We start from the raw sequence: 23,286 nt of genomic DNA on the forward strand, positions 1-23,286 counted from the left end.
CGCGCGACAGCGGGTTGCGGGCGGAACTCGCCTTAGCGGCCCTCCTGCTCCTTGAGACCCTTTTGCTCCTGTACATCGGCCAGCTCCTGTTGCAGGCGCAATTCGTGCAACAGCACGGCGGTCATCGGCTTGCTCAGGGAGAGCGCGGCAGAATTGCGCGAAGGTGGCTGGGCCTGTTTGGTGTTGACCGGGCGGCGGGCCTCGGAACTGAGGCGCGATTTCTGCGCCGCTTGCGCCTGGGTCACGGCGCGCGCGGTTTCAACCGGGGCGGCGGGTTGAGCCGAGGTGACGCCGGATTGCAGCGCCTGCGCCTTGCCTGCGCCGGACCGGGTGGAAAAGCCTAGCTGTTGTGTAGAAGGCGACCCCCGCGCCAATGCGGATGCGCCTGTGGATTCGATTGGAAACATCCCTAAGGCTCCTCTCACGACGGAGCCCCCACCAAGGGTCAGATTGATGCGAAGGGATTAAGGCCGGGTTAACGGGCCGGGGGTGGATGGCGCGGATTTGAGGCAAACCGCGCCAATCCTTGGATTTGAGCTACCGGTCAGCCGGCGCCTCAGTCGCAGGGACGGGTGGTGTAGGTGCCGTCTCCGTTGGCATAGGCACATTCGCCTGTCTTCTGGTTGGTGGCGACATGCGCGCCGGCGGCGGCGCCGGCCAGTGTGGCGATGATCTTCCAGTTGGTGTTGGCGCCAAGGATGTTGGCCCCGACCAGGCCGATGGCGGCCCCGGCAGCCGCGCCGCCCAGCTGTTGCTGTTCGTAGGTGGACATGTTGCAGGCCGACAGCGCCAGGGCGCTGATGGCGGCGAGTGTGAGTGTGGATTTGCGCATGGGTCTTCTCCAAGTGATGCGGTCCAGCGGAGGATACGTGTTTGTCGGGCAATGCCCATGATATGGGTCAAAATCCGCCGAGAGCGGCGGGTTCTTGCTGGTGTAGGGGAAGACCCCGCGCGTGTGGGGCGGGGTTTCGCAGGTGGTGTGGTGCGTGCAAGCACGCACCCTACGGGTCACTCGCCGCGGTTGGCGATCAGGTCATCCACAACCGAGGGATCGGCCAGGGTCGAGGTGTCACCGAGGCTGTCGTGGTCGTTTTCGGCGATCTTGCGCAGGATGCGGCGCATGATCTTGCCCGAGCGGGTTTTCGGCAGGCCGGGGGCCCATTGGATATGGTCGGGCGAGGCGATCGGGCCGATTTCCTTGCGGACCCAGTTCCTGAGTTCGACCTTGAGCTCGTCGGTGTATTCCTCGCCATCCATCAGGGTGACATAGCAATAGATGCCCTGGCCCTTGATCTCGTGGGGGAAGCCGACCACGGCGGACTCGCTGACGGCCGGGTGGGCGACAAGGGCGGATTCGACCTCGGCTGTGCCCATACGGTGGCCCGAGACGTTGATCACGTCATCAACCCGGCCGGTGATCCAGTAGTCACCATCCTCATCCCGGCGGCAACCGTCACCGGCAAAATAGTAGCCTTTGTAATCCGAGAAGTAGGTTTTGACGAAACGGTCATGATCGCCGTAGACCGTGCGCATCTGGCCCGGCCAGCTGTCGGCCATGCACAAGACGCCTTCGACGCCGTTGCCGTCGATCTCGTCGCCGCTGGTGGGTTCCAGAACCACCGGTTTGACGCCGAAGAACGGCTTCATCGCGGCGCCGGGTTTGGTGGCATGCGCGCCGGGCAGCGGGGTCATCATATGGCCGCCGGTTTCGGTCTGCCACCAGGTGTCGACGATCGGGCAGGTCCCCTTGCCGACAACCTCGTTGTACCAGTTCCAGGCCTCGGGGTTGATCGGTTCGCCTACGGTTCCCAGCACCTTGAGGCTGGAAAGGTCATGCTTTTCAACAGGATCGTTGCCATGGGCCATCAGGGCGCGGATGGCGGTGGGCGCAGTGTAGAACTGGTTCACCTTGTGCTTTTCGCAGACGGCCCAGAAGCGGCCCGAGTCCGGGTAGGTGGGCACACCTTCGAACATCAGCGTGGTCGCGCCATTGGCCAGCGGGCCATAGACGATGTAGCTGTGGCCGGTGACCCAGCCCACGTCGGCGGTGCACCAGTAGATATCGCCGTCGTGGTAATCAAAGACGTACTCATGGGTCATGGCCGCCCAGAGCAGGTAGCCGCCTGAGGTGTGCTGCACCCCTTTAGGCGCACCGGTGGAACCGGAGGTGTAGAGGATGAAAAGCGGGTCCTCGGCATTCATCGGATCGGCGGGGCAGTCGGTGGAGGCGTGGGCCATCAGGGTGTGATAGGCGAAATCACGACCGTCTTGCATCGGCACATCGGCGCCGGTGCGTTCCACCACCAGTGTTTTGGTGTCGCCGCAGATTGCCAGTGCCTTGTCGACATTGGTCTTGAGCGGCGTGTTGCGCCCGCCGCGCGGGGCCTCGTCAGCGGTGATCACCAGCGACGCCTTGCAGCCATCGACCCGGGCGGCCAGCGCCTCGGGGCTGAACCCGGCAAAGACGATGGAATGGATGGCACCGATCCGGGCGCAGGCCAGCATGGCATAGGCGGCTTCGGGGATCATCGGCATGTAAAGGACAACGCGGTCACCCTTCGAAATGCCCATGTCGTTTTTCAGGACGTTGGCGAGCTTGTTCACCTGCTCGGACAATTCGAGATAGGTGATGTGCTTGGAAATGCCGGGATCGTCGCTTTCCCAGATGATCGCGGTCTGGTCGGCACGGGTGTCGAGATGGCGGTCGATGCAGTTGGCAGCGACGTTGATTTCGCCATCTTCGAACCATTTGATCGATACGTCGGGATGCGAATAGGTGACGTTCTTGATCTTGGTCGGGGTTTTGGCCCAGGTCAGGCGTTTGGCGTGTTCGGCCCAGAATGCATCGGGATCATTGATCGAGGCGGCATACATTTCATCGTATTTCGCGGCGTCGATATGGGCGTTTTTTACGAAATCGGCGGAGGGCGGGTAGGTTTTGTTTTCGCTCATGGGGCAGCCTTGTTCACTCTGGTTTCAACGAAGAGACTAGGGCGGATCAGGCGCTGGGGAAATGGAAAAATTGAATGCCAGCGCAGGGCGCGGTTTTCCCGGTTTGCCATATTGGGCAGAGGCCCGATCCTTAAAGCGTTTCGAGAATCATCCGAGCTTCAAGTATTTCTCGGAACGCGCGGAACCTGTTGATGATGTGGGCGTTTCGAAGCCAACTTGTATCGAAAGTTGATTTCGAAACACTTTGGGAAAGGGGCCCGCCTTTCTGCAAGCAACGTCGTGAGAAAGGCGGGCGATCCGGCGCGTTAGATTGCCAGATATTCGGCGCGAAGTTCCTCGTTTTCGAGAACTTCCGAAGCGGAGCCGTCAAAAACGATGCCGCCAGTGTCGAGGATCACCGCGCGGTCGGCGAGTTCGAGCGCACGCACGGCGTTCTGTTCAACGATCACGGTGGTGATGCCCTGTTCCTTGATGATGCGGAGGGTCTTTTCGATCTCGTCCACGATCACCGGGGCCAGGCCCTCGTAAGGCTCGTCGAGCAGCAGGACCTTGATGTCTCGGGCCAGGGCGCGGCCAATGGCAAGCATCTGCTGCTCACCGCCCGAAAGGGTCACGCCTTCCTGCTTGCGGCGTTCGCCGAGGCGGGGGAAGAGCTCGTAAATGCGCTCTTTTGACCAGCCGATGGGCGGGGCAATCTGCGCCAGTTCGATGTTTTCCTCGACCGTCAGGCCGGGGATGATGCAGCGATCTTCGGGCACAAGGCCGATACCGGCCTGAGCCGCGTCGTGGCTCGACATCAGGTGCAGCGGCTTGTGGTCGAGCCAGATCTCGCCGTGGTTCACCTGCGGGTCATCCATCCGCGCGATCGAGCGCAGCGTTGTGGTCTTGCCGGCACCATTACGGCCCAGAAGCGCCAGGATCTCGCCCTCGTGCACGTTGAACGAGATGTTCTGCACGATGTAGCTTTCGCCGTAGTAGGATTGCAGCTCCCAGATCGACAGATAGGCGGGAGCGGTTTCGGCCAGATTGTGGCCCTTGGAAAAGTCGGGTTTGACGTTCATCGCAAAGCCCCTCCTTACGCGGCTTCGCCGAGATACGCTTCGCGCACCTTCGGGTTGCCCTTGATGTTTTCGGGATCGTCTTCGACCAGCGGTGTACCCTGGGCCAGAACCGTGATCCGGTCGGCCAAGGAGAACACCACGTGCATGTCGTGTTCGATGATCGCGATGGTGATGTCACGTTCGTCCTTGATCTGTTTGAGGAGGTCGATCGTGTTGTTGGTGTCGGCCCGCGCCATACCTGCCGTCGGCTCGTCAAGGAGCAGAAGGCGGGGATCCTGGCTGAGGCACATCGCGATTTCGAGACGGCGTTTGTTGCCGCGCGACATCGAGGCGGAATGGTCGTCCTTCTGGTCGGCCATACCCATCTCTTCCAGCATCTGCTCGGCTTTGTCGACGATGTCCTTCTCGCGCATCATGCTTTCGATGGCATGCATGCGGAAGGCGCCGTCGCGTTTGGCAAAGCAGGCGATCATCATGTTTTCCAGAACCGTCAGGTCACCGAAGATTTCGGGCGTCTGGAACACGCGGGAAATGCCCATCTGATTGATCTCGTAAGGGGTGCGGCCCAGCACCGACTGACCGTCGAACATGACGGAGCCGGTATCGGGGATCAGCTTGCCCACGAAACAGTTCAGAAGGGTGGATTTACCGGCGCCGTTCGGACCGATGATCGCGTGGCAGGCGTTTTCCTGCACGCTGAGGTTCACGTCGCCCAGGGCCTGGAGACCGCCGAAGCGCTTGTTGACGTTCTTGACTTCAAGAATACCCATCTTTCACGTCTCCTTATTCTGCCGGGGTTGCTGTTGGGGCTGCGCTATCATCAGTCTTTTTGCTGCGCAGGCGTTTGATGATCCGTTGGCCACCTTCGACAAGCCCGCCGGGCAGGAAGATGATGACCAGCATGAAGACCACGCCCTGGGTCATGTGCCAGCCTTCGCCGGTGAACCATGAGGCAATCCACACCATCGCATATTCAAGCGATTCCGGCAGGAAGCTGAACCATTCGTGCAGGAGCTTCTCGTTCATTTTCGAGATGATGTTCTCCATGTACTTGATGGTGCCCGCGCCCAGAACCGGCCCGATCAGGGTGCCGACGCCGCCGAGAATGGTCATGATCACCACCGCGCCGGATTCCGTCCAGTACATCCGCTCGGCACCGGCCAGCGGGTCCATCGAGGCCAGCAGGCCGCCGGCGAGACCGGCATACATGCCCGAGATGATGAAGGCCGCCAGCGTATAGGGACGCGTGTTCAGGCCGGTATAGGACATCCGGGTCTGGTTCGACTTGATCGCGCGCAGCATCAGGCCAAAGGGCGACCGGAAGATGCGGATCGACAGGTAGAAGCTGAGCACCAGGAAGATCGCACAGAAGTAGTACCCAACCGGGAAGACGAACTCCCACGGGCCCACCGGGAGCACCGCACGGGCGTTCATTTCAAGCCCAAAGATATGCGGCACGGTGGGGCTGGCTTCGCCCATCAGGATCTGCGGGTCGTTATTGTAGACCTGCAGCCCGGTTTCGCCGTTGGTGAGCGTGATGCCCATCCAGCGTCCGAACAGGTCCGAGTAGGCGATCGAATACATCATCTGGGCAAAGGCCAGCGTCAGGATCGAGAAGTAGATGCCTGAGCGGCGCAGGCTGATATACCCGATGACGACGGACAGAAGGCCCGCGACGATAACCGAAAGGATCAGGCCGGGGATAACGTTGTAGCCCAGAAGTTTGAACATCCAGACCGCAGCATAAGAGCCCACGCCGAGGAAGGCGGCGTGACCGAAGGAGAGATACCCGGTCAGGCCGAAGAGGATGTTGAAGCCGATGGCGAAGATCCCGAAGATCACGAACCGCTGCATCAGGTCAGGATACCCCCCGTTGAAGAACGCCATGGCGCTGTCCTTGGGGAAGATGTTGAGGATGAGGGGCGCGAACAGGCTCAGCGCCACCACAACCATCAGGAGACTGAAGTCTTTCTTGTTGAGACCGAGCATGAATTAGTCCTCCATCACGCCTTTTTTGCCCATCAGGCCACGCGGGCGAGTGAGCAGAATGATGATTGCCACGAGGTAGATGATGATCTGGTCGAGACCGTCGAACACCTTGATCTTTTCCCACGAGGCAAAACTTTCGAGGATGCCCAGAAGGAACCCTGCGGCGACGGCGCCGGGCAGCGAGCCCATGCCGCCCACAACCACCACGACAAAGGAGAGGACCAGGAAGTCCATGCCCATGTGGTAGTTCGGCGCGTTGATCGGTGCGTACATCACACCGGCCCAGCCGGCGACGACGGCGGCGATGGCGAACATGATGGTAAAACGCTTGTCGATGTTGATGCCCAAAAGGCCAACGGTTTCGCGGTCGGCCATGCCGGCACGTACAACCATCCCGAAGGTGGTGTAGCGCAGGAAGGCAAAGACGCCGCCAATGACCAGCAGCGAGAAGCAGAAATAGACCATCCGCCACATCGGGTAGACGATTTCAAGACCCAGCGCGCCACCGATCGAGGCCACACCGGCCAGCGCGTCGGGGGCTGGGGTCTGGATCGGGTTGGCGCCGTAAAAGCCGCGGATGATTTCCTGCAGGATGATGGCGAGGCCGAAGGTCACCAGGATCTGGTCGGCATGCGGACGCTTGTAGAAGTGCTTGATCAACCCGCGTTCCATGACCAGACCGACAAGGATCATGATCGGGATCGAGAACAGGATTGCCAGCGGCACCGACCAATCGATCAGCGCACCGCCGAACTCGGGGCCAAACCAGCTTTCCAAGTAAGGGGTTTCCACCTTTAGCGGGTTGCCGAGGAAGTCCTTTTGCGTGGGGTCTTCGGTGACATAGCTCAAGGAAAGCAGACGTGACAGTGTCACGGAGCAGAAGGCACCGATCATGAACAAGGCCCCGTGGGCAAAGTTCACGACGCCAAGCGTGCCGAAAATCAGCGTCAGACCAAGGGCGATCAGCGCGTAAGCCGAACCCTTGTCGAGGCCGTTCAGAATTTGAAGGATGATTGCGTCCATTGTCCCCACCTGTGAATGGAAGGCCAGAATCGGTCTGGGTGAAGGTCCGGGCAAGGCGCGGGAGCGTGCACCTTACCCGGTGAGTGGAATTGGGGCGGGGATGTCCCCGCCCCTGATCCTGTGAGGGCTTATGCGCCCGGGTTGCACTGACCCAGATCGCCACCGGCGAACATGGGGTGGTCGGGTGCATACTCGACCTGTGCCCGCGGCGTGACCTCGACGATTTCCAGCGTGTCGTATTGGTTGGTCGGGTTCTCTTTGCCCTTCATGACCAGCACGTCTTTGAAGCACTGGTGGTCTTCGGCACGGTAGAGGGTCGGACCGTTGCCCAGGCCGTCGAATTCGAAGCCTTCGAGAGCTTCGGCAACGCCGCACGGGTTGAAGGTGCCGGCACGCTCGCATGCGTCAGCATAAAGCAGGGTCTGCACATAGCAGGTGTGGGCCGAACCCGAAGGCGGACGGCCGAACTTTTCGCCAAACGATTTCACGAAGGCCTTGGTGCCTTCGTCCGGCAGCTGCCAGTTCCAGTTCATCGAGCCGATAACGCCTTGCACGTTTTCGCCGGCACCAGCCGCCATCAGTTCCGAGTAGAGCGGAACGACGATTTCGAACTGCTTGCCGTTGACCATCTTGTCACGCAGGCCGAACTGGATCGCGTTGGTCAGCGAGTTCACCATGTTGCCGCCGTAGTGGTTCAGAACCAGAACGTCCGCACCCGAGTTCAGAACCGGAGTGATGTAGGACGAGAAGTCGGTGGCGGCGAGCGGCGTCAGCACGTTGTTGACGGTTTCCCAGCCCATGGCTTCGGTCGCGGCTGCGATCGATTCCTGCTGAGTCCAGCCCCAGGTGTAGTCGGCGGTCAGGTGATAGGCGCGACGATCTTTGCCGTATTCGTTGGCCAGCACCGGTGCCAGGGCTGCGCCCGACATGTAGCCGTTGAAGAAGTGACGGAAGCCGTTGGCTTTCTTGTCTTTACCGGTGGTGTCGTTCGAGTGGGTCAGACCCGCCATGAAGATAACACCAGCCTCTTGGCAGAGACCTTGCACAGCGATGGCCACGCCCGAGGACGAGCCGCCGTTGATCATCACGGCGCCGTCTTTTTCGATCATCGACTTGGCCGATGCACGTGCTGCGTCCGATTTGGTTTGGGTGTCGCCGGTTACGAACTCGACTTTCTTGCCGAGAATACCGTTGCCCTTGAGCGCCTTCGAGGAGAAGGTGTTCATCATCCCACCATCGCCCATGCCGTTGAGGTGCTCGACGGCGAGCTCCTGAGCGCGCAGCTCGTCAAGGCCTTCTTCAGCGTAGGGGCCGGTCTGGGGAACGTTGAAGCCCAGGGTGACCGAGCCACCGGTGGGTTCGTTGGTGTAAGCTGCCGCCGAGCTGGCGGTAAAGATTGTCGGCAGAGCGACACCGGCACCTGCAACGGCGCCGGACTTCAACACGCCGCGGCGTGTGAGGTTCGATTTAGTCATGGAATTCCTCCCGTTTCGTGAATGGCGGAGGGCCTCCTCAAGCACCCCCACCTGGCACAAATGTGCAAAACAATTATCCCTTTTGGACAGAAAAGTTTGCAACAAGAGCTTGGCTTGGAACAATATTTTTGTAAAAAACTGAACTGCATGCCGTCGTAAACTGTAAAGTAATTCTCTCGCGGGTGCAGAAAGACGTTGAAAAGGCGGGGAAATTCCGATGCAAGATGCCGTTCCGCAGACCAGGTTGACCGGAAACCGCATTCGCGAAAGGCGTTTGCTGCAGGGAATGCGGCAAGCTGAGCTTGCAAAAGCGGTTGGGGTGTCGCCGTCTTACCTAAACCTAATCGAACATAACCGCCGCAGAATCGGCGGCAAGCTGCTTAACGACATTGCCGGCGTGCTGAACGTCGAGCCATCGCTGCTGGCCGAAGGCGCCGAGGCCGAGCTGATCGGACGTTTGCGCCGCGCTGCCGGGGAGGCCGGAGAAGAGGGGGCCGAGACCACACAGGCCGAGGAGTTTGCCGGGCGGTTTCCCGGCTGGGCACGGCTGGTGGCGGCCCAGCGCAAACAGGTTGCCGGGCTGGAGCGGGCAGTGGAGACGCTAACCGACCGGTTGACCCATGACCCGCACCTGGCGGCGACGTTGCACGAGGTTCTTGATACGGCGACGGCAATTCGGTCGACCGCGTCGATCCTGGTGGAGACGCGTGAGATCGAGCCGGAATGGCGCGACCGTTTCCACCGCAACATCAACGAGGATGCCGAGCGGCTGGCCGATGGCGCGCGCAGCCTTGCCGGCTATCTGGACGGCGCCGGCGATGCGGGGCGCGAGCAGAGTTCACCGCAGGAAGAGGTCGAGGCCTACATGCGGGGGCAGGATTGGCATATGGCGGCTCTGGAAGATCCTGACGGCGCGACGCCGCAGGAGATTGTCGGCGCGGCGCATGGTCTGGTGTCGGTCAGTGCCCGGGCGCAGACACTGGACTGGCTGACCCGCTATGAGGCGGATGCGCGGGCGATGCCGCTGGAGCTGATGCAGGAGGCGGTTGAGGCGCACGGACCCGACCCGCTGGCCATTGCCGGGCGGTTTGAGGTCGACCTTGCCGCGGCAATGCGGCGGATAGCCAGCCTGCCGGGACAGGAGGCCGGGCTGGTGATCTGTGACGGGTCGGGCACGATCACCTATCGCCGTCCGGTGGGTGGCTTTGCCCTGCCGCGGTTTGGCGCAGCCTGTCCGCTTTGGCCGTTGTTCCGGGCGCTGTCGCGTCCGATGGTGCCGCTTTTCGAGCGTCTGAGTCAGGCGGGCCGCGCGCAGGAGCACAGTTTCGTCGCGTATGCGATTGCATTGCCCAAGGGGCAGCCGGGATTAAACCGCGAGCCGCGCTACGAGGCGCATATGCTGATCCTGCCGGAAGAGGGCGGCAAAGCCCCGGAAGCCGGGCACTTCGCGGCGGTCTCGCCTGTCGGGGCGACATGTCGGATCTGTGTTGTCGCCGACTGTGATGCCCGGAGAGAACCATCGATTTTGGCCGGGGCGGAGTGAGGATCAGAAAGTGCCTCTACCAAGGGTTTTGACTTGCGGGCCCTGATTGGGGATAACGGGGGAAGGGCACGGTCAAGAGCGGTATCATTCACGCGGCTGGCCCTTGGGGAGGAAGACTACGCATGGGCAAACACGTCCTGTTGATCGAAGATGAACCCAATATCATCGAGGCGATCAGCTTTATCCTGTCACGCGATGGCTGGAGGGTGGATACCCATTCGAACGGGCAGACAGCCATGGATACGGTGCGCGAGAAACAGCCCGACATGGTTATTCTCGACGTGATGCTGCCGGGGATGAGTGGATATGACATTCTGAAATCCCTGCGATCCGAAGCTGAGACGGCAGACTTGCCCGTGCTGATGCTGACAGCGCGTGGACAGACCAAGGACCGGGAAATGGCCGAGAAATTCGGCGCCAGCCGCTTTATGACCAAGCCGTTTTCGAATGCAGAGGTGCTTGAGGCGGTGCGGGCGTTGGTGGCGGAGTGAGCCGCGAGCCCGAGCCGACCGGGATGATGCCAGCATCCGATGACACCGGGACCAAGACCCGTAAAGGGTTGGTCTTTCTGGAAAGGGCGAGTTACCGGCGCCGGCGGCTAACCGACGCGGCGCGGTTGATGCCAGTGCTGGGTGCGCTGTTATGGGCGGTGCCGATGCTGTGGAACCGCTCAGTGACCAGCACCTCGACCGCCTTACTTTATGTCTTCGGCATATGGGTGCTGCTGGTGATCGGCGCAGGGATGCTGTCGCGCGGGATCGCGCAGATGACCTGGTCGGGTGAAGACCGAGACAGCGAGGACGGCGAGCACGAGGGCGGGGCGGTCTGATGGCGATGCTCAACATCCTTATTGCCGTCTGTCTGACTTACGTCGTCATTCTGTTCCTGGTTGCCTTCGCCGCCGATCAGGCGGCAAGGCAGGGGCGTGCGGCGTGGTTGCGTTCACCCCTGGTTTATACCTTGTCGCTGTCGATCTATTGCACCGCCTGGACGTTTTACGGCGCGGTGGGCAACGCGGCGCGATCGGGTCTGGAATATGTCACCATTTATATTGGCCCGACATTGGTCATGGTCGGCTGGTGGTGGGGCTTGCGCAAGCTGGTGCGGATCGGACGGGCGCAGCGCGTGACCTCGATTGCCGATTTGATTTCAAGCCGCTACGGCAAATCAAGCTTGCTTGCCGTGATGGTGACGTTGATGGCGGTGCTGGGCACGACGCCCTATATCGCGTTGCAACTGCAATCGGTCACGCTGTCCTTTGCGGCCTTTGCCGGAACGACGGATGGGAACATCCCGACGGACAGTCGTGCAACTGCGTTGTGGGTCGCTGCGGGACTGGCACTGTTTACTGTCCTGTTTGGCACACGGAACCTGGATGCAAATGAACGCCACAACGGGGTTGTGATGGCGATTGCGCTGGAAGCGGTGGTCAAGCTGTTCGCGCTTTTGGCTGTGGGCATTTTCGTCGTCTGGGGGCTGGGTGGCGGTGTCAGTGAGACGCTGGCGCGGATCGATGCCAGTGAGATCGGTGATTGGCAGGTGCAGGGTGGGCGCTGGGCCGGGCTGATCTTTTTGTCGGCGGCGGCGTTTCTGAGCCTGCCGCGGATGTTCCAGGTGCTGGTGGTCGAGAACGAGAACGAAGGCCACCTGCGGTTGGCGAGCTGGATGTTCCCCGCCTACCTGATGTTGATGAGCCTGTTTGTTTTGCCGATAGCCGTCACCGGGCTTGACCTGATGCCGGCGGGATCGAACCCGGACCTGTTCGTTCTGACTGTGCCGCTGGCCGAAGGGCAGACAGGGTTGGCGATGCTGTCCTTCCTGGGCGGGTTCAGTTCTGCCACGTCGATGGTGATCGTGGCGGCGATTGCCCTGTCGACCATGGTATCGAACCATATCGTCGTACCGATCTGGCTGCGACTGGCGCATGGCGGCGCACAGGTGTCGGGCGACGTGCGCTCGCTGGTGTTGCTGTCACGTCGCCTGTCCATCGCCGGGGTGCTGCTGCTGGGATACCTCTATTACCGGTTTTCCGGTGGCGGTGCGGCGCTGGCAGCGATCGGTCTGGTGTCCTTCCTGGCGGTGGCGCAGTTCCTGCCGGCGATGCTCGGCGGTCTGTTCTGGCGCGGAGCGACGCGGGCGGGGGCGCTGGCGGGCCTCAGCGTGGGATTTGCGGTCTGGGCCTGGGCGATGCTGCTTCCAAGTTTTGGTGCCGGGGGTGTTCTGAGCGAGGCGGTGCTGGCACAGGGGCCGTTCGGCATCGGTTGGCTGCGACCGCAGGCTTTGTTCGGGATTGGTGGTCTGGACCCGCTGGTCCATGCGATCATGTGGTCCATGGTGTTGAATACGCTGGCCTTTGTCACGGTGTCGCTGGTGTCGTTTCCGTCGCCGTTGGAGCGGTTGCAGGGCGCGCAATATGTCGATGTGTTCCAGCATTCTGCCGGTCGCCAGAGCTGGTCGGCGGGGATGGCGCAAAGCGAGGACCTGTTGATCATGGCGCAGCGGATCATGGGCCCGGAAGAAGCCCAGGCGCTGTTTCATCGCGAAGCGCAACGACAGGGCATTGCCGGGTATCTACCCGATCCCAGCCCGGATTTCCTGAACGTTCTGGAACGCGAGCTGAGCGGGTCGGTGGGGGCAGCAACGGCGCATGCGATGGTGGGCCAGATCGTTGGTGGTGCCAGCGTCACGGTTGAGGACTTGATGGCCGTGGCCGACGAGACAGCTCAAATGATGGAGCATTCCAGTCAGTTGGAAGCGAAATCGGCCGAAATTGCCCGCGCCGCGCGGCAGTTGCGCGAGGCCAACGAGAAACTGACCCAGCTGAGTGTGCAAAAGGATGGGTTCCTGAGCCAGATCAGTCACGAGCTTCGCACGCCAATGACTTCTATCCGGTCCTTTTCGGAGATTTTGCGCGATACGCAGGACCTGACTGGCGAAGAGACCGGGCGTTATGCTTCGATTATTCACGACGAAGCGGTGCGGCTGACCCGGCTTTTGGACGACCTTCTTGACCTGAGCGTGCTGGAAAACGGGCAGGTCAGCATGAATGTTGCCCACGGATCACTGGGCGATGTGATCGACCACGCGATCGCTGCGGCGGGGGGTGCGCAGGGGCTTCGGATCCGGCGCAACCGCGACGCGGAGGCGTTGATGATCCAGACAGATCTCGATCGGCTGGCCCAGGTGTTCATCAACCTGATTGCCAATGCCCAGAAGTATTGTGACGCGGAACGGCCCGAGTTGAGGATCTCGGTCAATCGGCGCGGCGGGCGCTCGAGCGTCGATTTCGTTGACAATGGCAGCGGTATTCCGCGGGACGCCCAGGACCTGGTCTTTGAAAAATTCGCGCGGGTCAGCGATCAGAAGGCTGGTGGGGCTGGGCTTGGGTTGGCTATCTGTCGTGAGATCATGACCCGGCTTGGCGGAGAGATCGTATACCTGCCGGGGCAGGGCGGGGCGGCGTTCCGCGTTGTCCTGCCGCAACGTGCCTCGCTGGCCGCACAATAACGCGATTCGAAATACTCCTGACGCACAAGGTGATTTCAACACGCCCACACCGACAACGGGAACCGGGTGTTTCGAACAAAATCAGTTGCTCAGATTTTTAGCGCCACGCATGAGGTGCGGGTATTTCATGCACGATAAGGGGATGGAAACCATTTCACCGCTAACCTGTTGCCGACGACCCGCGAAACGGCGGTGGCGGAGGATATGGGCGAAGCTGATCGAAGACATGTGCTGCAACGCAAGGCGCGCACCGGCCGGGAGGAGCACCAGGCGCGGGTGATGACTCCGGCGCGCGCGCTGCGGCTGGCCCTGGCGCGGGTAGCGGACGAACTGCTTGACCTGGCCCTGAGCGTTAGTTCGATTCACGTGGCTGAGGCCGGGCAGGACGGCACGATTGCCAGTTTCCGTGAGGATCGGATGATCATGGTGCTGGACGGTCCGGATGGCGCGGTGGGCGCGATAACGGTGGAGATGACGATCCTGGCGGGGCTGATCGAGATGCAGACCATGGGGCAGGTTCTACCCGGTGCGCCCGAGCCAAGACCGCCGACCCAAACGGATGCGGCGTTGGCGGCGCCCCTCATCGACGGGATGCTGACCGGATTCGCCGAGAACTTGGGCGGCGAAGAACAGGCTGTGTGGTCGCGCGGCTATCGCTATGGTGCGATGGTGGAAGGGCCGCGGATGCTGGGACTGTTGCTTGAGGCTCCTGATTTTCATGTATTCCGCATGCAGATTGATCTGTGCGACGGGGCCAAGAGCGGTGAGATCATGCTGGCCCTGCCGGTGGCGGCTCCGCCAATCGGCGAATGCCCGGTTGAGGCCGGTGCAGGCGAGGTTGATGGCCTAGCTTGTCGGCGAACGTTGGGGCAGGGCGCGCTGATGGCGGCGCAGGCGCAAATGACGGCAGAGTTGCATCGGTTGCGGATGCCATTGGCTGAGGTCAGCGAATTGAAACCCGGTGCTGTGTTGAACATTCCGCGCACGGCGCTGATTGAAACACGGTTGGTCGCAGGCAACGGGCGCGGCGCTGTGACTTGTCGATTGGGGCAAATTAACGGTTTCCGGGCGGTGCGGATGCAAGGGATGCCTGGTGCGTTGGCCGAAAACATCGAGCCGGGGATCGAGATGAGCGAGGCCGGATTGGAGGCGCAGATGGCGGCGTTGCCGGTATCCGACGTGGGGCGGCAGGCCGGGTCTTACAACGGGATGGCAGAGTTGCCGGATGATCTGGATGATCTGGATGATCTGATCGGCGAGGCTGCCGGGGCCGAGTTGTCCGGTGATCGCGATGGCGAGATACCGGCGCTGGAGGGGGTGGAGGATATCCCTGCAGCGGGGGCCGAGGACGGCACAGCTGACGTGTTGCCGGACCTGCCAGGGTTGGATGGCCTGGGCGATCTGGCAGACCTGCCGGATCTATCGCTGGAGGAGTGATATGGATGGATGCCAGCGGGGTTCGAGCGGCCCTCGTAATTCGAGGAGAGGAGGGGCGGTCACCGGGGTAAGACCCGGTGATCAGATGGTGATCTTCTGGATCAGGTAGGGGGCCATCTTGGAGATGTCATACCCGGCGGCGGCGGCGGCCGAAACAATGTCCTGTGCGGGCATGTCACCGGCCTGGCCAAGCGCCCAGGCATTGGTGCAGCGGGTTCCGGTGCGGCAATAGGCCAGCACCGGCGCCTCTGCGCTGGCGATCATCTCACGCAACTGGACCACGACCTCGGGGGTCAGGGATTTGCTGTCGAATGGCAGGGTCACGAAGGTCAGGCCCTGGGCTTCGATCGCCGCGCCGATCAGGGCGGACTGCAGTTCTTCGGGGTTTTCGGTATCCGGTCGGTTGCAAATCACCGTGCGGAAACCGGCCGCAGCGATGGCCGGGGCGTGCTCGGGGCCAATCTGGGATGAGACGCTGAGCGTCGGGGTCAGTTGCTTGATATCCATGGGGACGAGGCTTTAGTGCGGGATCGGGCGCCTGTCCAGCGCCCGATTTGCCGCAATCTCAGAGTTTGTTGACGGGCACCTTGAGGAAGACGTCACCCTGCGCGTCTGGTTCGGGCATGCGGCCGGCACGCATGTTGACCTGCAGCGACGGGATGATCAGCTTTGGCATTGCCAGTGTGGCGTCGCGGGCATCGCGCATCGAGGTGAATTCGTCCTTTGATTTTCCTTCGCCAACATGAACGTTGGCCGCCTTCTGCTCGCCCACGGTTGTTTCCCAGGCATAGGCGTCGCGGCCCGGCGCTTTGTAGTCGTGGCCGACAAAGATTCGGGTTTCATCCGGCAGGGCGAGGATTTTCTGCACCGAGTCATAAAGGGTATCGGACGATCCGCCGGGGAAGTCACAACGCGCAGTGCCGAAATCAGGCATGAAGAGCGTATCGCCAACGAAACCTGCATCGCCGATCACATAGGTCAGGCAGGCAGGGGTGTGGCCGGGCGTGTGCAGCACATCAGCGCGCATTTGACCGATCATCAGGCTGTCGCCCTCGACAAAGAGTTGATCGAATTGCGAGCCGTCGCGTTGGAACGCGGTGCCTTCGTTGAAGACCTTGCCAAACGTGTGCTGGACCACGGTGATGCGGTCGCCGATGCCGATCTTACCGCCAAGGCGCTCCTGGATATAGGGCGCGGCCGAGAGGTGGTCGGCATGGACATGGGTTTCCAGCAGCCATTCGACCGAAAGGCCTTCGGCGATGATCCAGTCGATGATCTCATCGGCGGAACCTGTGTCGGTACGGCCCGAGGCGTAGTCGAAATCCAGAACGGAATCGATCACAGCGCAGGCGGTGCCGTTGGGGTCACGCACCACGTAGGAAATGGTGTTGCTGGCATCATCGAAGAAGGCTTTGACGTTGGGAGAGATGGGGTTTTGCATGGGAAGCCTCGGGCTGTTGAATGGTGTATCCTGTGTGTTTCTTTTCATCATATATGAAAACTCGCATATGCTTCAACCCCCCGGCAATCTCCACAGCGGAAGATGCCCGGAAACCCCGGAGAATTGACTTGTATCAAGGCCCGGGCCGTGCCCGTGTGGAAAAATCCTATCGCGCAATAGGAGAGCACGCATGACATCCATTGACCAACGCAAGGCACAGCTGTTGAAGCGTCTGGCCGAGCTTGACGAGCGCTTGCACGATATCGAAGCCGAGCTTGATACCCACCAGTCGAAGGATTGGGGAGAATTGGCGGCTGAACGCGAAGATGACGAAGTCCTCGAAGGGCTTGGTGTTGCCGGTCAGGAAGAGATTGTACGTATACGTGCCGCGCTACAACGGGTACGCGAAGGCGAATACGGCTATTGCACCAAATGCGGAGATGAGGTGTCCGAAGCGCGGCTGGACGTGCTGCCTGACACGCCGTTTTGCAAAACCTGCGCCGCCAGCCTGTAACACGCAATGGGGTTGAGCGCCCACGCAGCAAGATGAGGAAAAAGCCATGACCGAAGACGACGTCATCCGTGCATTCGAAGCATTGTCTGAGAAGATAGAGGCCCTGCCCGTTACCCGCCGTCAGGAGTGCCAGGCAGAGCTGCATGCTCTGATCGAAAAGGCCGAAGCGCTGGGCGTCAAGCTGCCCAGTGTGGCACGGGACCTTGATGACGAACTGACCGAGGCGGCAATCGAGGCGCAATTCGACAACATGCCGGTCTGAGCCGGCGAGCCAGACCTTGAAACATCCGTGGAGCAGCCCGTGTTGAGGCTTGCGCGATGGGCCGGTTTCGCGGACACTCGTGACAAGTAAAGCAAATGGTTGCGGGGCAGCGGTCAGCCTTGGCGGAAATTCTGAATTATAGCGTGGCGGATGGGGTCGCCACATTGAGCCTGGCACCGGGGTCGGCGGGGCGCCCTGCCATGCTGGACGGGGCGGCCCGCGCCGCCCTGCGACGGGAATTGGAGCGCGCGGCCGCGGACAAGGACGCAGCGGCGGTTGTGATCACCGGTCAGGAGCGCGGCTTCCCGGCCGGACTTCCCGTACATGAAATCGGAGACGGAACGGCCATGACCGAACTGGCGGCGTTATGTCGGCAGGTCGAGACCTTGGAAAAACCCGTTGTCGCAGCGATGCGTGGTGTGGTGATGGATGGCGGTTTCGAACTGGCGCTTGCGGCGGACGCACGCTTGGCCACGCGCGGGACCAGCGTCGGGCACAGGGATATTCGTTGCGGGCTTTTGCCCGGGGCCGGCGCGACCCAGAGGTTGCCGCGGCTGATCGGGGCGCGGGCGGCGTTGGATTTGTTGTTGGGGGGGCAGGCCGTCGGTGTCACGGCAGCGCAGCTGAACGGTCTTTGTCATGCCATCGTGGACCGCAACGTGGTCGGGGCGGCAAATGCGCTGGCCCGGCGCATGCTGGACGCGCCGGAGCAGGCCGAAACGGGCGGGTTGCCGACGGGGATGGGGGACCCGATCGCGTTTCAGCAAGCCATAGAGGAGCATCGCCGCAAGGCCGAGACGCCGGAAGCCGTTTCGATGGTCAAGGCGGTGGAGGCCGCACAGTTGTTGCCGCTTGAGGTTGGTCTTGAAATGGAAACGGTGTTGCGCGACGAGCTACTAAATAGCGACCGCGCAAAGGGGCTGCTGCGCAGCTGGGTGGTCGAAGCGGATGCGGTGCAAACCGGAGCCGGGACCGAGGTGCCCGGGTGCCTGACCCTGTTGGGTGAGGGGCCTTTTGCCCAGATCTTGGCACGCCGGGCGCTGCAGGCGGGGCTCGAGCTGCGCCTGGCCGAGCAGCGCGAAGGTGGCGCAGCAGGTTTGACCGAACGATTGAAAAGCCAGCTGGATACGGAAGTGTCCAAGGGGCTGATCACCAGCGACGACCGCGACGGGCAACTGGCACGGCTGAGCGGCGGCGCGGCGGACGCCATGCTGCAAGATGCCGAGTTCGTCATCGAGGCCGGCACCTCGAGGATCGAGATGATGGAGGCCGTTGCAGCCACGCTGCGCGGCTTGACCGACGAGTCGGTGCCTGTTCTTCTGAGTTCCAACATGGCGTTGCGGGCCGGGGATCTTGCCGGGATTATGGGGCAGAATTGCTGTGGACTGGCGCTGACCCGGCGCCCGGGCGGGCCGGTAATCTGTGCCGAGATCGCTGTGAGTGAAGATACGGACACCGAAATGGTGGCCCGGGCACATGGCCTGTTGACCCGCCTTGGGCTGCCGGTCGTTGACTGTGCAGCCCGGAACGGGTTGATCGCGCAGGCGCTGATGGCCGGGTTGATGGCGGCGGCGGAATGGTGTGTGGCCCATGGTGCGGCACCGAACGAGGTTGACCAGGCGTTGCAATGGCCACTGGGACCGTTCCAGCGCGCCGATCTTGAGGGCATGGCGGCCCAGAGCACGCGGTTCGAAGCGCTGGGCTGGGCTGAAACCCATGGCGGGCTCTATCGCAGCTTGGATGCGGCGGGGCATGGCGGTCAGGCTGTGGGCCGGGGAGTCTATGACTATGCCACCGGGACGGCGGGGGAGTATACGGTCGATGTCCATGCCATCGTCAATGATTGGCAGGGTGAAGTCGGGCAGGGGGCGCCGTCATTGGGTGAAATTCGGCGCCGGATCTGGTCGGCGCTGTTCTTTGCCGGGTTGCAGCTTTTGCAGAATGGCACGGCGCGGGACGGGGCGGATATCGACCTGGTTGCGCTCGAGGCGTTGAGCCTGCCGCGGGCCAGCGGCGGGCCGATGAAAACCGCCGAGCTGCGCGGGTTGCTGAGTGTGCGCCGCGAGTTGGAAGGCTGGGGCAGAGAGGATCCGGCGATATGGAACCGTTCCGAGCTGCTGAACGAGATGATCAAGAACGGGTGGCGGTTCGGCTGATCCGGCTGGCGAGATCAGCTGAGGGCGATCCCGATCACCACCATCATCAACCCGATGGCCGAGACGAACAGGGCGGCAAGGTTGAGTGGCACAAGGCCCTGGATGCGGGTGCGCAGGGCCTCGTCATCGGATGTGTCACGTTTGGCGGCGCCGACCTTGACGCCGACATAGAGCAGCCCGGCCACGCCGAGCAGGGTCACGATTGAACCGCCCCAGATCAGGAATTGCATGGCTGTCTCCGATTGGTTTCAGGTTGCCCGGCTGCGGTATCCGATTGCGAATGTCCTGACAAGGGCGCGCAATGGTGGCGCAGCCCCTTGCGGGGGCCGGGGCGGGGCGTTAGCAAGGGGGTCCATCAGATGCAGGAGGCCGGGCCATGGACAACGAGACTACAAGTGACGGTGGAGATTCAAGCTATCGCGTGACCGCAGGCGAGCTGCGCCAGTTCGTCGAGCGGATCGAGCGGCTGGAAGCCGAGAAAAAGGACATTGCCGATCAGCAGAAAGAGGTGATGGCCGAGGCCAAGGCGCGCGGATACGACACCAAGGTGATGCGCAAGCTGGTGGCGCTGCGCAAACGCGACGCTGACGATATCGCCGAGGAAGAGGCGGTTCTGGAGATGTACAAGCAGGCGTTGGGGATGTGAGTGAATGTAGGCGTGTTGGAGGTGGCTGCGCTGCGAGGGTGGATGGGTCGCCCCAGCATGCGAAATCACTCGAAACCTGCCTTTGGTGGCTGAGTTGTGAATGGCAAAGCTGCGGACTCTCCGAACTTTGGCGTATTTAGAGTCAACTGCCGCTTCCGGCCCAATGCGGTCACGCGTTGAATGCAGAGCGCTGCATATCGGCTTTCACATTCTTGTCGTTCAGACATCTCGCAAAAATCGCACAACAGCAACAATTGACTCATAGCGGCAGCTTCCTGGGTTTCTCGAACAATTGCTGGCCAGTTTTTTTCGCTGCCAAGTATCGGAGCATAGGATAAATCTGAACTTGAACCCTGTGCCTGCAAGTGCTGCCACAGTAGACAATCGAATGTAATTGTGCACGATTTGCCGGGTGGTTGGTGAGGCTGTTATCCACATTTTCTTCTGGCCGTCGTTCTCTTGGGGAGGTTTCGGAATGTTTCTGCGCCTGTTGTCGCCGCTGGTTTTTACTCTGACGCTGGTACTCCCGTTTGAGGGGGCGGCTCAGGACCTAGTTGGGTTCGACTCGTCCAGCTTTGGCAAGATTGTCTTGTCAAAAAACCAAGTTGCCGCGGGGGCGCAGTTTGAAGCCGCTGTTGGCCAATACAACAACGAGTTTATCGAGACCTACTCAGTGAACAGCATATTTAGATCGTTTGGGCGCTCCGTCGGGCGCCTCGATGTCTTGACCGACAAAGGCACCTTTCCCTGCACGGCCTTCATCGTCAGCGAACGCCATATTCTAACCAACCACCATTGCGTTCCTGGCATTCTAAATGCTGAAGATATCGGCGCTGAGCAGATCCGGGCGGTTGGGTTTGTCGCGGGCTATGTGCGGCCAGGCGTCGAAGAGGGAGCCGAGTTTTTTCAGGTTATCCCAATCCCAGTCGAAACCAGCGAGGAGCTAGATTACACGGTGCTGGAAGTCATCGGCAATCCTTCGGCCAAGTTCGGAATGCTGGAACTGTCGGCAAGCGAGCCAAGCGCGGGTGACCCCTATTGGATCATCGGCCACCCTCTGGGCGAGGCACAGCGGATCAGCCGCGAAAAATGCCGCGCCAACAGTCCGGCGCTGAGCGGTGGCAGCCTTTTGCACACCTGTGACACGCTGCCAGGAAACTCGGGATCGCCGGTCATTGATGCGTCGCTGCGCCGGGTTGTCGGGTTGCACTATGCTGGCAGCGAAAGAAATAGCGTCAATTTTGCCATGCCGATGAAGACGATCCTAGAGCGGTCCCGAGTTCTTGTGGCGGCAAAACAGGGGGGCGGACAATCGGCGGCAACGACCCCGTCCGGCGGCGGCAATGCCGGTCAGTGCGAGATGCTCTATTCGGAAGCCAAGAACATCGACGACTGTGACGGGTACCAAGTGTACCTGTCTCGGTGCCCGGACCATGTTTTCGCGCCATTCGCGCAGACATTTGTTCAACGCAAATGCGAAGCAAGTCGTCAGGTTCAATCCACCGCGGCAGCACCTCCGGCGATAACAGGTAACGACCTGACAGAAGCACTCGAGATCTGCCGCGACACCAATGGTGACGTCGCACAACAGTTGGACGGCTGTTCGCTGGTCATCGAGACAACGAGTGACCAAGTGCTGATCGTGGAAGCTCGGTTGCGGCGGGCTGAGGATTATCTGAACCTGGGTGATCCGGCGGAGGCGTGGAAGGATATCCAGCGGCTCGCCTCGATGGATGTCGAAGATTCTGGTTTCCAGACAGCGTATTTTGTGTTGCGCGCAGAGACGCTGCGCGATTTGGATCGCTATGCGGAAGCAGTTGAATTCTACGACAAGGCTTTGCCCGAGTTTGATCGGGCCTATGTCTGGAACGGCCGTGGGTTGGCGCTTTTGGCGTTGGACCGGCGCACCAAAGCGGCCGAGAGCTTTTTAAAGGCAGCCTTCGCGGCAAACACTTCGATAAGAGACAGGGCTCTTTCGCAACAAGAATTGAACAAGCTTGGGGCGGTGGCCCCGGAATTCCTGCTGCCGGAAGACATCGTCGCCAATTTCTACGACATGGCAACGGATAACGGGGCAGGCGACGCGACGATCGGAGGGCTGCAGAGTGGCAACCCGTATATCCACGCATCGCTTGCAAGCCTCTTGAAACAGGACGAGGAGCGCTATCACCCGTATCTGGAGTTCGACCCAATCGTGGATGGCCAGGATGCCCTGATCCGCGACGTGGCGGTCAGCTGGCAGCTTTTCGGGGAGGGCACGGAAATCGAAACCCGAGTAACGGCTAAGTTCAAGAATTTCGATGAGGAGAAAGTGGTCGTCTACTATTTCAAACCGTCCGACGAATTGTGGAAACTGGCAAATATCAAGACCAGGGATTGGGACTTACGGGAAATGCTGGAAGAGGCGGCGCTTGTTACGGAAGCGCCATACCATCCCTGCGATGAGGTGGCTGCGCATCCGAGTGATCCCAATGCCATGGCATCGGGTCTTGCTTTTGAAAAGATTGACGCAAGCAATGCTATTGCGCAGTGCGAAAAGGCGTATGCCCAATATCCTAACGTGCTGAGATTTCAATATCAGTTGGGTCGTGCTTTTGATCGGGACAAGCAGTGGGACTTGGCCTTCGAGTACTATCGGATCGCCGCGGAAAAAGGCTATCCCCGGGCAATGGCATCGCTGGGTTACCTGTACGAGCATGGCGAGGGGGTCGCCATCAACCTTCCCAAGGCCGCCCGTTGGTACGATGCCGCAGCCAGTTCAGGTCTTCCAGCATTTGGCGAAGAGGCCGGATTGCTGTTTCGAAAATCCGAAGACCACGAGGCGGCCTTTAGAAACTTCAGAATCGCGGCTCAGGATGGCCAGAAATCGGCCCAGTTTTTTTATGCCCTATATCTGGACAACGGCTGGGCAACCAAGCGTGATCGCTCCCTCGCACGGATTTACTATAAGAAGGCGGCGGAACAAGGCTCCAGTGCAGCAATGAACAATCTGTCTAAACTCTATGAATTTGGTTGGGGTGGCGCGCGGAACTACACCCTTGCCGGGGAGTACTTGTTCTTTGCGATTCAGAGCGGCAACGAAGCTGCACTGGGAAACATTCTGCGCGTTCCGATGCCGTACAGTGTCGAAACCGTTCAGACAGTACAGCGCCTGCTTCGCGCCAAAGGTCTCTATCAGTCAGATATCGATGGTGTGGTCGGGAGAGGCACGAAGGCGGCACTTCTTGAACTGGCAAAAAAGTAGCCGTCGGCGCAAATGTCGGCTTTCTTGCTCCGTATG

At 61.0% G+C, this 23,286-nt stretch carries 21 protein-coding genes; 10 read left to right on the forward strand and 11 right to left on the reverse strand.

The features are described from left to right. Positions 1–32 precede the first annotated feature (32 nt). The 8 genes from RXV86_RS16995 to RXV86_RS17030 form a co-directional block, all read right to left on the reverse strand. Positions 33–407, reverse strand: a complete 375-nt coding sequence (locus RXV86_RS16995; protein WP_316301451.1) for a hypothetical protein — start codon at positions 405–407, stop codon at positions 33–35. 149 nt (positions 408–556) lie between these two features. After that, entirely contained in the window at positions 557–832 is a 276-nt protein-coding gene (locus RXV86_RS17000) for a glucose-6-phosphate isomerase (RefSeq protein ID WP_316301452.1), read from the reverse strand. Between the two features lie 176 nt (positions 833–1,008). Further along, positions 1,009–2,952: an acetate--CoA ligase gene (gene acs, locus RXV86_RS17005; RefSeq protein WP_316301453.1), complete on the reverse strand. Its 1,944-nt coding sequence runs from the start codon at positions 2,950–2,952 to the stop codon at positions 1,009–1,011. Between the two features lie 305 nt (positions 2,953–3,257). Next, positions 3,258–4,013 (reverse strand): ABC transporter ATP-binding protein, encoded by a 756-nt coding sequence (locus RXV86_RS17010; protein ID WP_316301454.1) that lies wholly within the window; start codon positions 4,011–4,013, stop codon positions 3,258–3,260. A 14-nt stretch (positions 4,014–4,027) separates the two neighbouring features. After that, positions 4,028–4,783, reverse strand: coding sequence for an ABC transporter ATP-binding protein (locus tag RXV86_RS17015; RefSeq protein ID WP_316301455.1), 756 nt, complete (start codon positions 4,781–4,783; stop codon positions 4,028–4,030). A 13-nt stretch (positions 4,784–4,796) separates the two neighbouring features. Continuing rightward, the gene (locus RXV86_RS17020; protein ID WP_316301456.1) at positions 4,797–6,002 is read right to left on the reverse strand and encodes a branched-chain amino acid ABC transporter permease; all 1,206 of its coding nucleotides are present in this window, start codon (positions 6,000–6,002) and stop codon (positions 4,797–4,799) included. 3 nt (positions 6,003–6,005) lie between these two features. After that, positions 6,006–7,025: a branched-chain amino acid ABC transporter permease gene (locus RXV86_RS17025; protein ID WP_316301457.1), complete on the reverse strand. Its 1,020-nt coding sequence runs from the start codon at positions 7,023–7,025 to the stop codon at positions 6,006–6,008. 128 nt (positions 7,026–7,153) lie between these two features. Beyond that, on the reverse strand, positions 7,154–8,500 hold the full coding sequence (locus tag RXV86_RS17030; protein ID WP_316301458.1) for a substrate-binding protein: 1,347 nt from the start codon (positions 8,498–8,500) through the stop codon (positions 7,154–7,156). A 217-nt stretch (positions 8,501–8,717) separates the two neighbouring features. On the opposite strand from RXV86_RS17030, the gene RXV86_RS17035 reads away from it, so the two are divergent. From RXV86_RS17035 to RXV86_RS17055, 5 genes are all read left to right on the forward strand, one after another. Continuing rightward, positions 8,718–10,043 (forward strand): helix-turn-helix domain-containing protein, encoded by a 1,326-nt coding sequence (locus tag RXV86_RS17035; RefSeq protein ID WP_316301459.1) that lies wholly within the window; start codon positions 8,718–8,720, stop codon positions 10,041–10,043. Between the two features lie 122 nt (positions 10,044–10,165). Beyond that, positions 10,166–10,534 carry a response regulator gene (locus RXV86_RS17040; protein ID WP_316301460.1) on the forward strand — a complete coding sequence of 123 codons (369 nt, stop codon included), beginning with the start codon at positions 10,166–10,168 and terminating at the stop codon, positions 10,532–10,534. Further along, entirely contained in the window at positions 10,531–10,872 is a 342-nt protein-coding gene (locus RXV86_RS17045) for a hypothetical protein (protein ID WP_316301461.1), read from the forward strand. Before RXV86_RS17040 ends, RXV86_RS17045 begins: the two co-directional genes overlap by 4 nt. Then, positions 10,872–13,550 (forward strand): ATP-binding protein, encoded by a 2,679-nt coding sequence (locus tag RXV86_RS17050; protein WP_316301462.1) that lies wholly within the window; start codon positions 10,872–10,874, stop codon positions 13,548–13,550. The genes RXV86_RS17045 and RXV86_RS17050 overlap by 1 nt, the downstream gene beginning before the upstream one ends. 168 nt (positions 13,551–13,718) lie before the next feature. Continuing rightward, positions 13,719–14,987, forward strand: coding sequence for a FliM/FliN family flagellar motor switch protein (locus RXV86_RS17055; protein WP_316301463.1), 1,269 nt, complete (start codon positions 13,719–13,721; stop codon positions 14,985–14,987). 81 nt (positions 14,988–15,068) lie between these two features. On the opposite strand, the gene RXV86_RS17060 is transcribed toward RXV86_RS17055, so the two are convergent. After that, positions 15,069–15,494 carry a TIGR01244 family sulfur transferase gene (locus RXV86_RS17060; protein ID WP_316301464.1) on the reverse strand — a complete coding sequence of 142 codons (426 nt, stop codon included), beginning with the start codon at positions 15,492–15,494 and terminating at the stop codon, positions 15,069–15,071. A gap of 58 nt (positions 15,495–15,552) precedes the next feature. Continuing rightward, positions 15,553–16,416 carry an MBL fold metallo-hydrolase gene (locus RXV86_RS17065; protein ID WP_316301589.1) on the reverse strand — a complete coding sequence of 288 codons (864 nt, stop codon included), beginning with the start codon at positions 16,414–16,416 and terminating at the stop codon, positions 15,553–15,555. Between the two features lie 202 nt (positions 16,417–16,618). Here RXV86_RS17065 and RXV86_RS17070 point away from each other — a divergent pair, with 202 nt between their 5' ends. The 3 genes from RXV86_RS17070 to RXV86_RS17080 all read left to right on the forward strand — a co-directional run bounded on the left by RXV86_RS17070 (position 16,619) and on the right by RXV86_RS17080 (position 19,360). Then, positions 16,619–16,942, forward strand: a complete 324-nt coding sequence (locus RXV86_RS17070) for a TraR/DksA family transcriptional regulator (protein WP_316301465.1) — start codon at positions 16,619–16,621, stop codon at positions 16,940–16,942. 46 nt (positions 16,943–16,988) lie between these two features. Then, on the forward strand, positions 16,989–17,204 hold the full coding sequence (locus tag RXV86_RS17075) for a hypothetical protein (RefSeq protein WP_316301466.1): 216 nt from the start codon (positions 16,989–16,991) through the stop codon (positions 17,202–17,204). Positions 17,205–17,323: 119 nt separating this feature from the next. Next, positions 17,324–19,360: an enoyl-CoA hydratase-related protein gene (locus RXV86_RS17080; protein WP_316301467.1), complete on the forward strand. Its 2,037-nt coding sequence runs from the start codon at positions 17,324–17,326 to the stop codon at positions 19,358–19,360. Between the two features lie 14 nt (positions 19,361–19,374). Here RXV86_RS17080 and RXV86_RS17085 read toward each other — a convergent pair whose 3' ends face one another. Beyond that, a complete protein-coding gene (locus RXV86_RS17085) occupies positions 19,375–19,590 on the reverse strand; it encodes a hypothetical protein (RefSeq protein ID WP_316301468.1) in 216 nt (71 codons plus the stop codon). Between the two features lie 146 nt (positions 19,591–19,736). On the opposite strand from RXV86_RS17085, the gene RXV86_RS17090 reads away from it, so the two are divergent. Beyond that, positions 19,737–20,006, forward strand: a complete 270-nt coding sequence (locus tag RXV86_RS17090; RefSeq protein WP_316301469.1) for a DUF2312 domain-containing protein — start codon at positions 19,737–19,739, stop codon at positions 20,004–20,006. Between the two features lie 475 nt (positions 20,007–20,481). Beyond that, entirely contained in the window at positions 20,482–23,250 is a 2,769-nt protein-coding gene (locus RXV86_RS17095) for a trypsin-like peptidase domain-containing protein (RefSeq protein ID WP_316301470.1), read from the forward strand. The last annotated feature ends 36 nt before the right edge of the window (positions 23,251–23,286 follow it).

Source organism: Aliisedimentitalea sp. MJ-SS2 (genome assembly GCF_032586155.1).
Taxonomy (GTDB): Bacteria; Pseudomonadota; Alphaproteobacteria; order Rhodobacterales; family Rhodobacteraceae; genus JAWHTC01.

Excerpts from the sequence above, each read along its gene's own strand:
- RXV86_RS16995 (WP_316301451.1), bottom strand. The coding sequence starts at position 407 with ATGTTTCCAATCGAATCCACAGGCGCATCCGCATTGGCGCGGGGGTCG.
- RXV86_RS17000 (WP_316301452.1), bottom strand. The coding sequence starts at position 832 with ATGCGCAAATCCACACTCACACTCGCCGCCATCAGCGCCCTGGCGCTG.
- acs (WP_316301453.1), bottom strand. The coding sequence starts at position 2,952 with ATGAGCGAAAACAAAACCTACCCGCCCTCCGCCGATTTCGTAAAAAAC.
- RXV86_RS17010 (WP_316301454.1), bottom strand. The coding sequence starts at position 4,013 with ATGAACGTCAAACCCGACTTTTCCAAGGGCCACAATCTGGCCGAAACC.
- RXV86_RS17015 (WP_316301455.1), bottom strand. The coding sequence starts at position 4,783 with ATGGGTATTCTTGAAGTCAAGAACGTCAACAAGCGCTTCGGCGGTCTC.
- RXV86_RS17020 (WP_316301456.1), bottom strand. The coding sequence starts at position 6,002 with ATGCTCGGTCTCAACAAGAAAGACTTCAGTCTCCTGATGGTTGTGGTG.
- RXV86_RS17025 (WP_316301457.1), bottom strand. The coding sequence starts at position 7,025 with ATGGACGCAATCATCCTTCAAATTCTGAACGGCCTCGACAAGGGTTCG.
- RXV86_RS17030 (WP_316301458.1), bottom strand. The coding sequence starts at position 8,500 with ATGACTAAATCGAACCTCACACGCCGCGGCGTGTTGAAGTCCGGCGCC.
- RXV86_RS17035 (WP_316301459.1), top strand. The coding sequence starts at position 8,718 with ATGCAAGATGCCGTTCCGCAGACCAGGTTGACCGGAAACCGCATTCGC.
- RXV86_RS17040 (WP_316301460.1), top strand. The coding sequence starts at position 10,166 with ATGGGCAAACACGTCCTGTTGATCGAAGATGAACCCAATATCATCGAG.
- RXV86_RS17050 (WP_316301462.1), top strand. The coding sequence starts at position 10,872 with ATGGCGATGCTCAACATCCTTATTGCCGTCTGTCTGACTTACGTCGTC.
- RXV86_RS17060 (WP_316301464.1), bottom strand. The coding sequence starts at position 15,494 with ATGGATATCAAGCAACTGACCCCGACGCTCAGCGTCTCATCCCAGATT.
- RXV86_RS17070 (WP_316301465.1), top strand. The coding sequence starts at position 16,619 with ATGACATCCATTGACCAACGCAAGGCACAGCTGTTGAAGCGTCTGGCC.
- RXV86_RS17075 (WP_316301466.1), top strand. The coding sequence starts at position 16,989 with ATGACCGAAGACGACGTCATCCGTGCATTCGAAGCATTGTCTGAGAAG.
- RXV86_RS17085 (WP_316301468.1), bottom strand. The coding sequence starts at position 19,590 with ATGCAATTCCTGATCTGGGGCGGTTCAATCGTGACCCTGCTCGGCGTG.
- RXV86_RS17090 (WP_316301469.1), top strand. The coding sequence starts at position 19,737 with ATGGACAACGAGACTACAAGTGACGGTGGAGATTCAAGCTATCGCGTG.
- RXV86_RS17095 (WP_316301470.1), top strand. The coding sequence starts at position 20,482 with ATGTTTCTGCGCCTGTTGTCGCCGCTGGTTTTTACTCTGACGCTGGTA.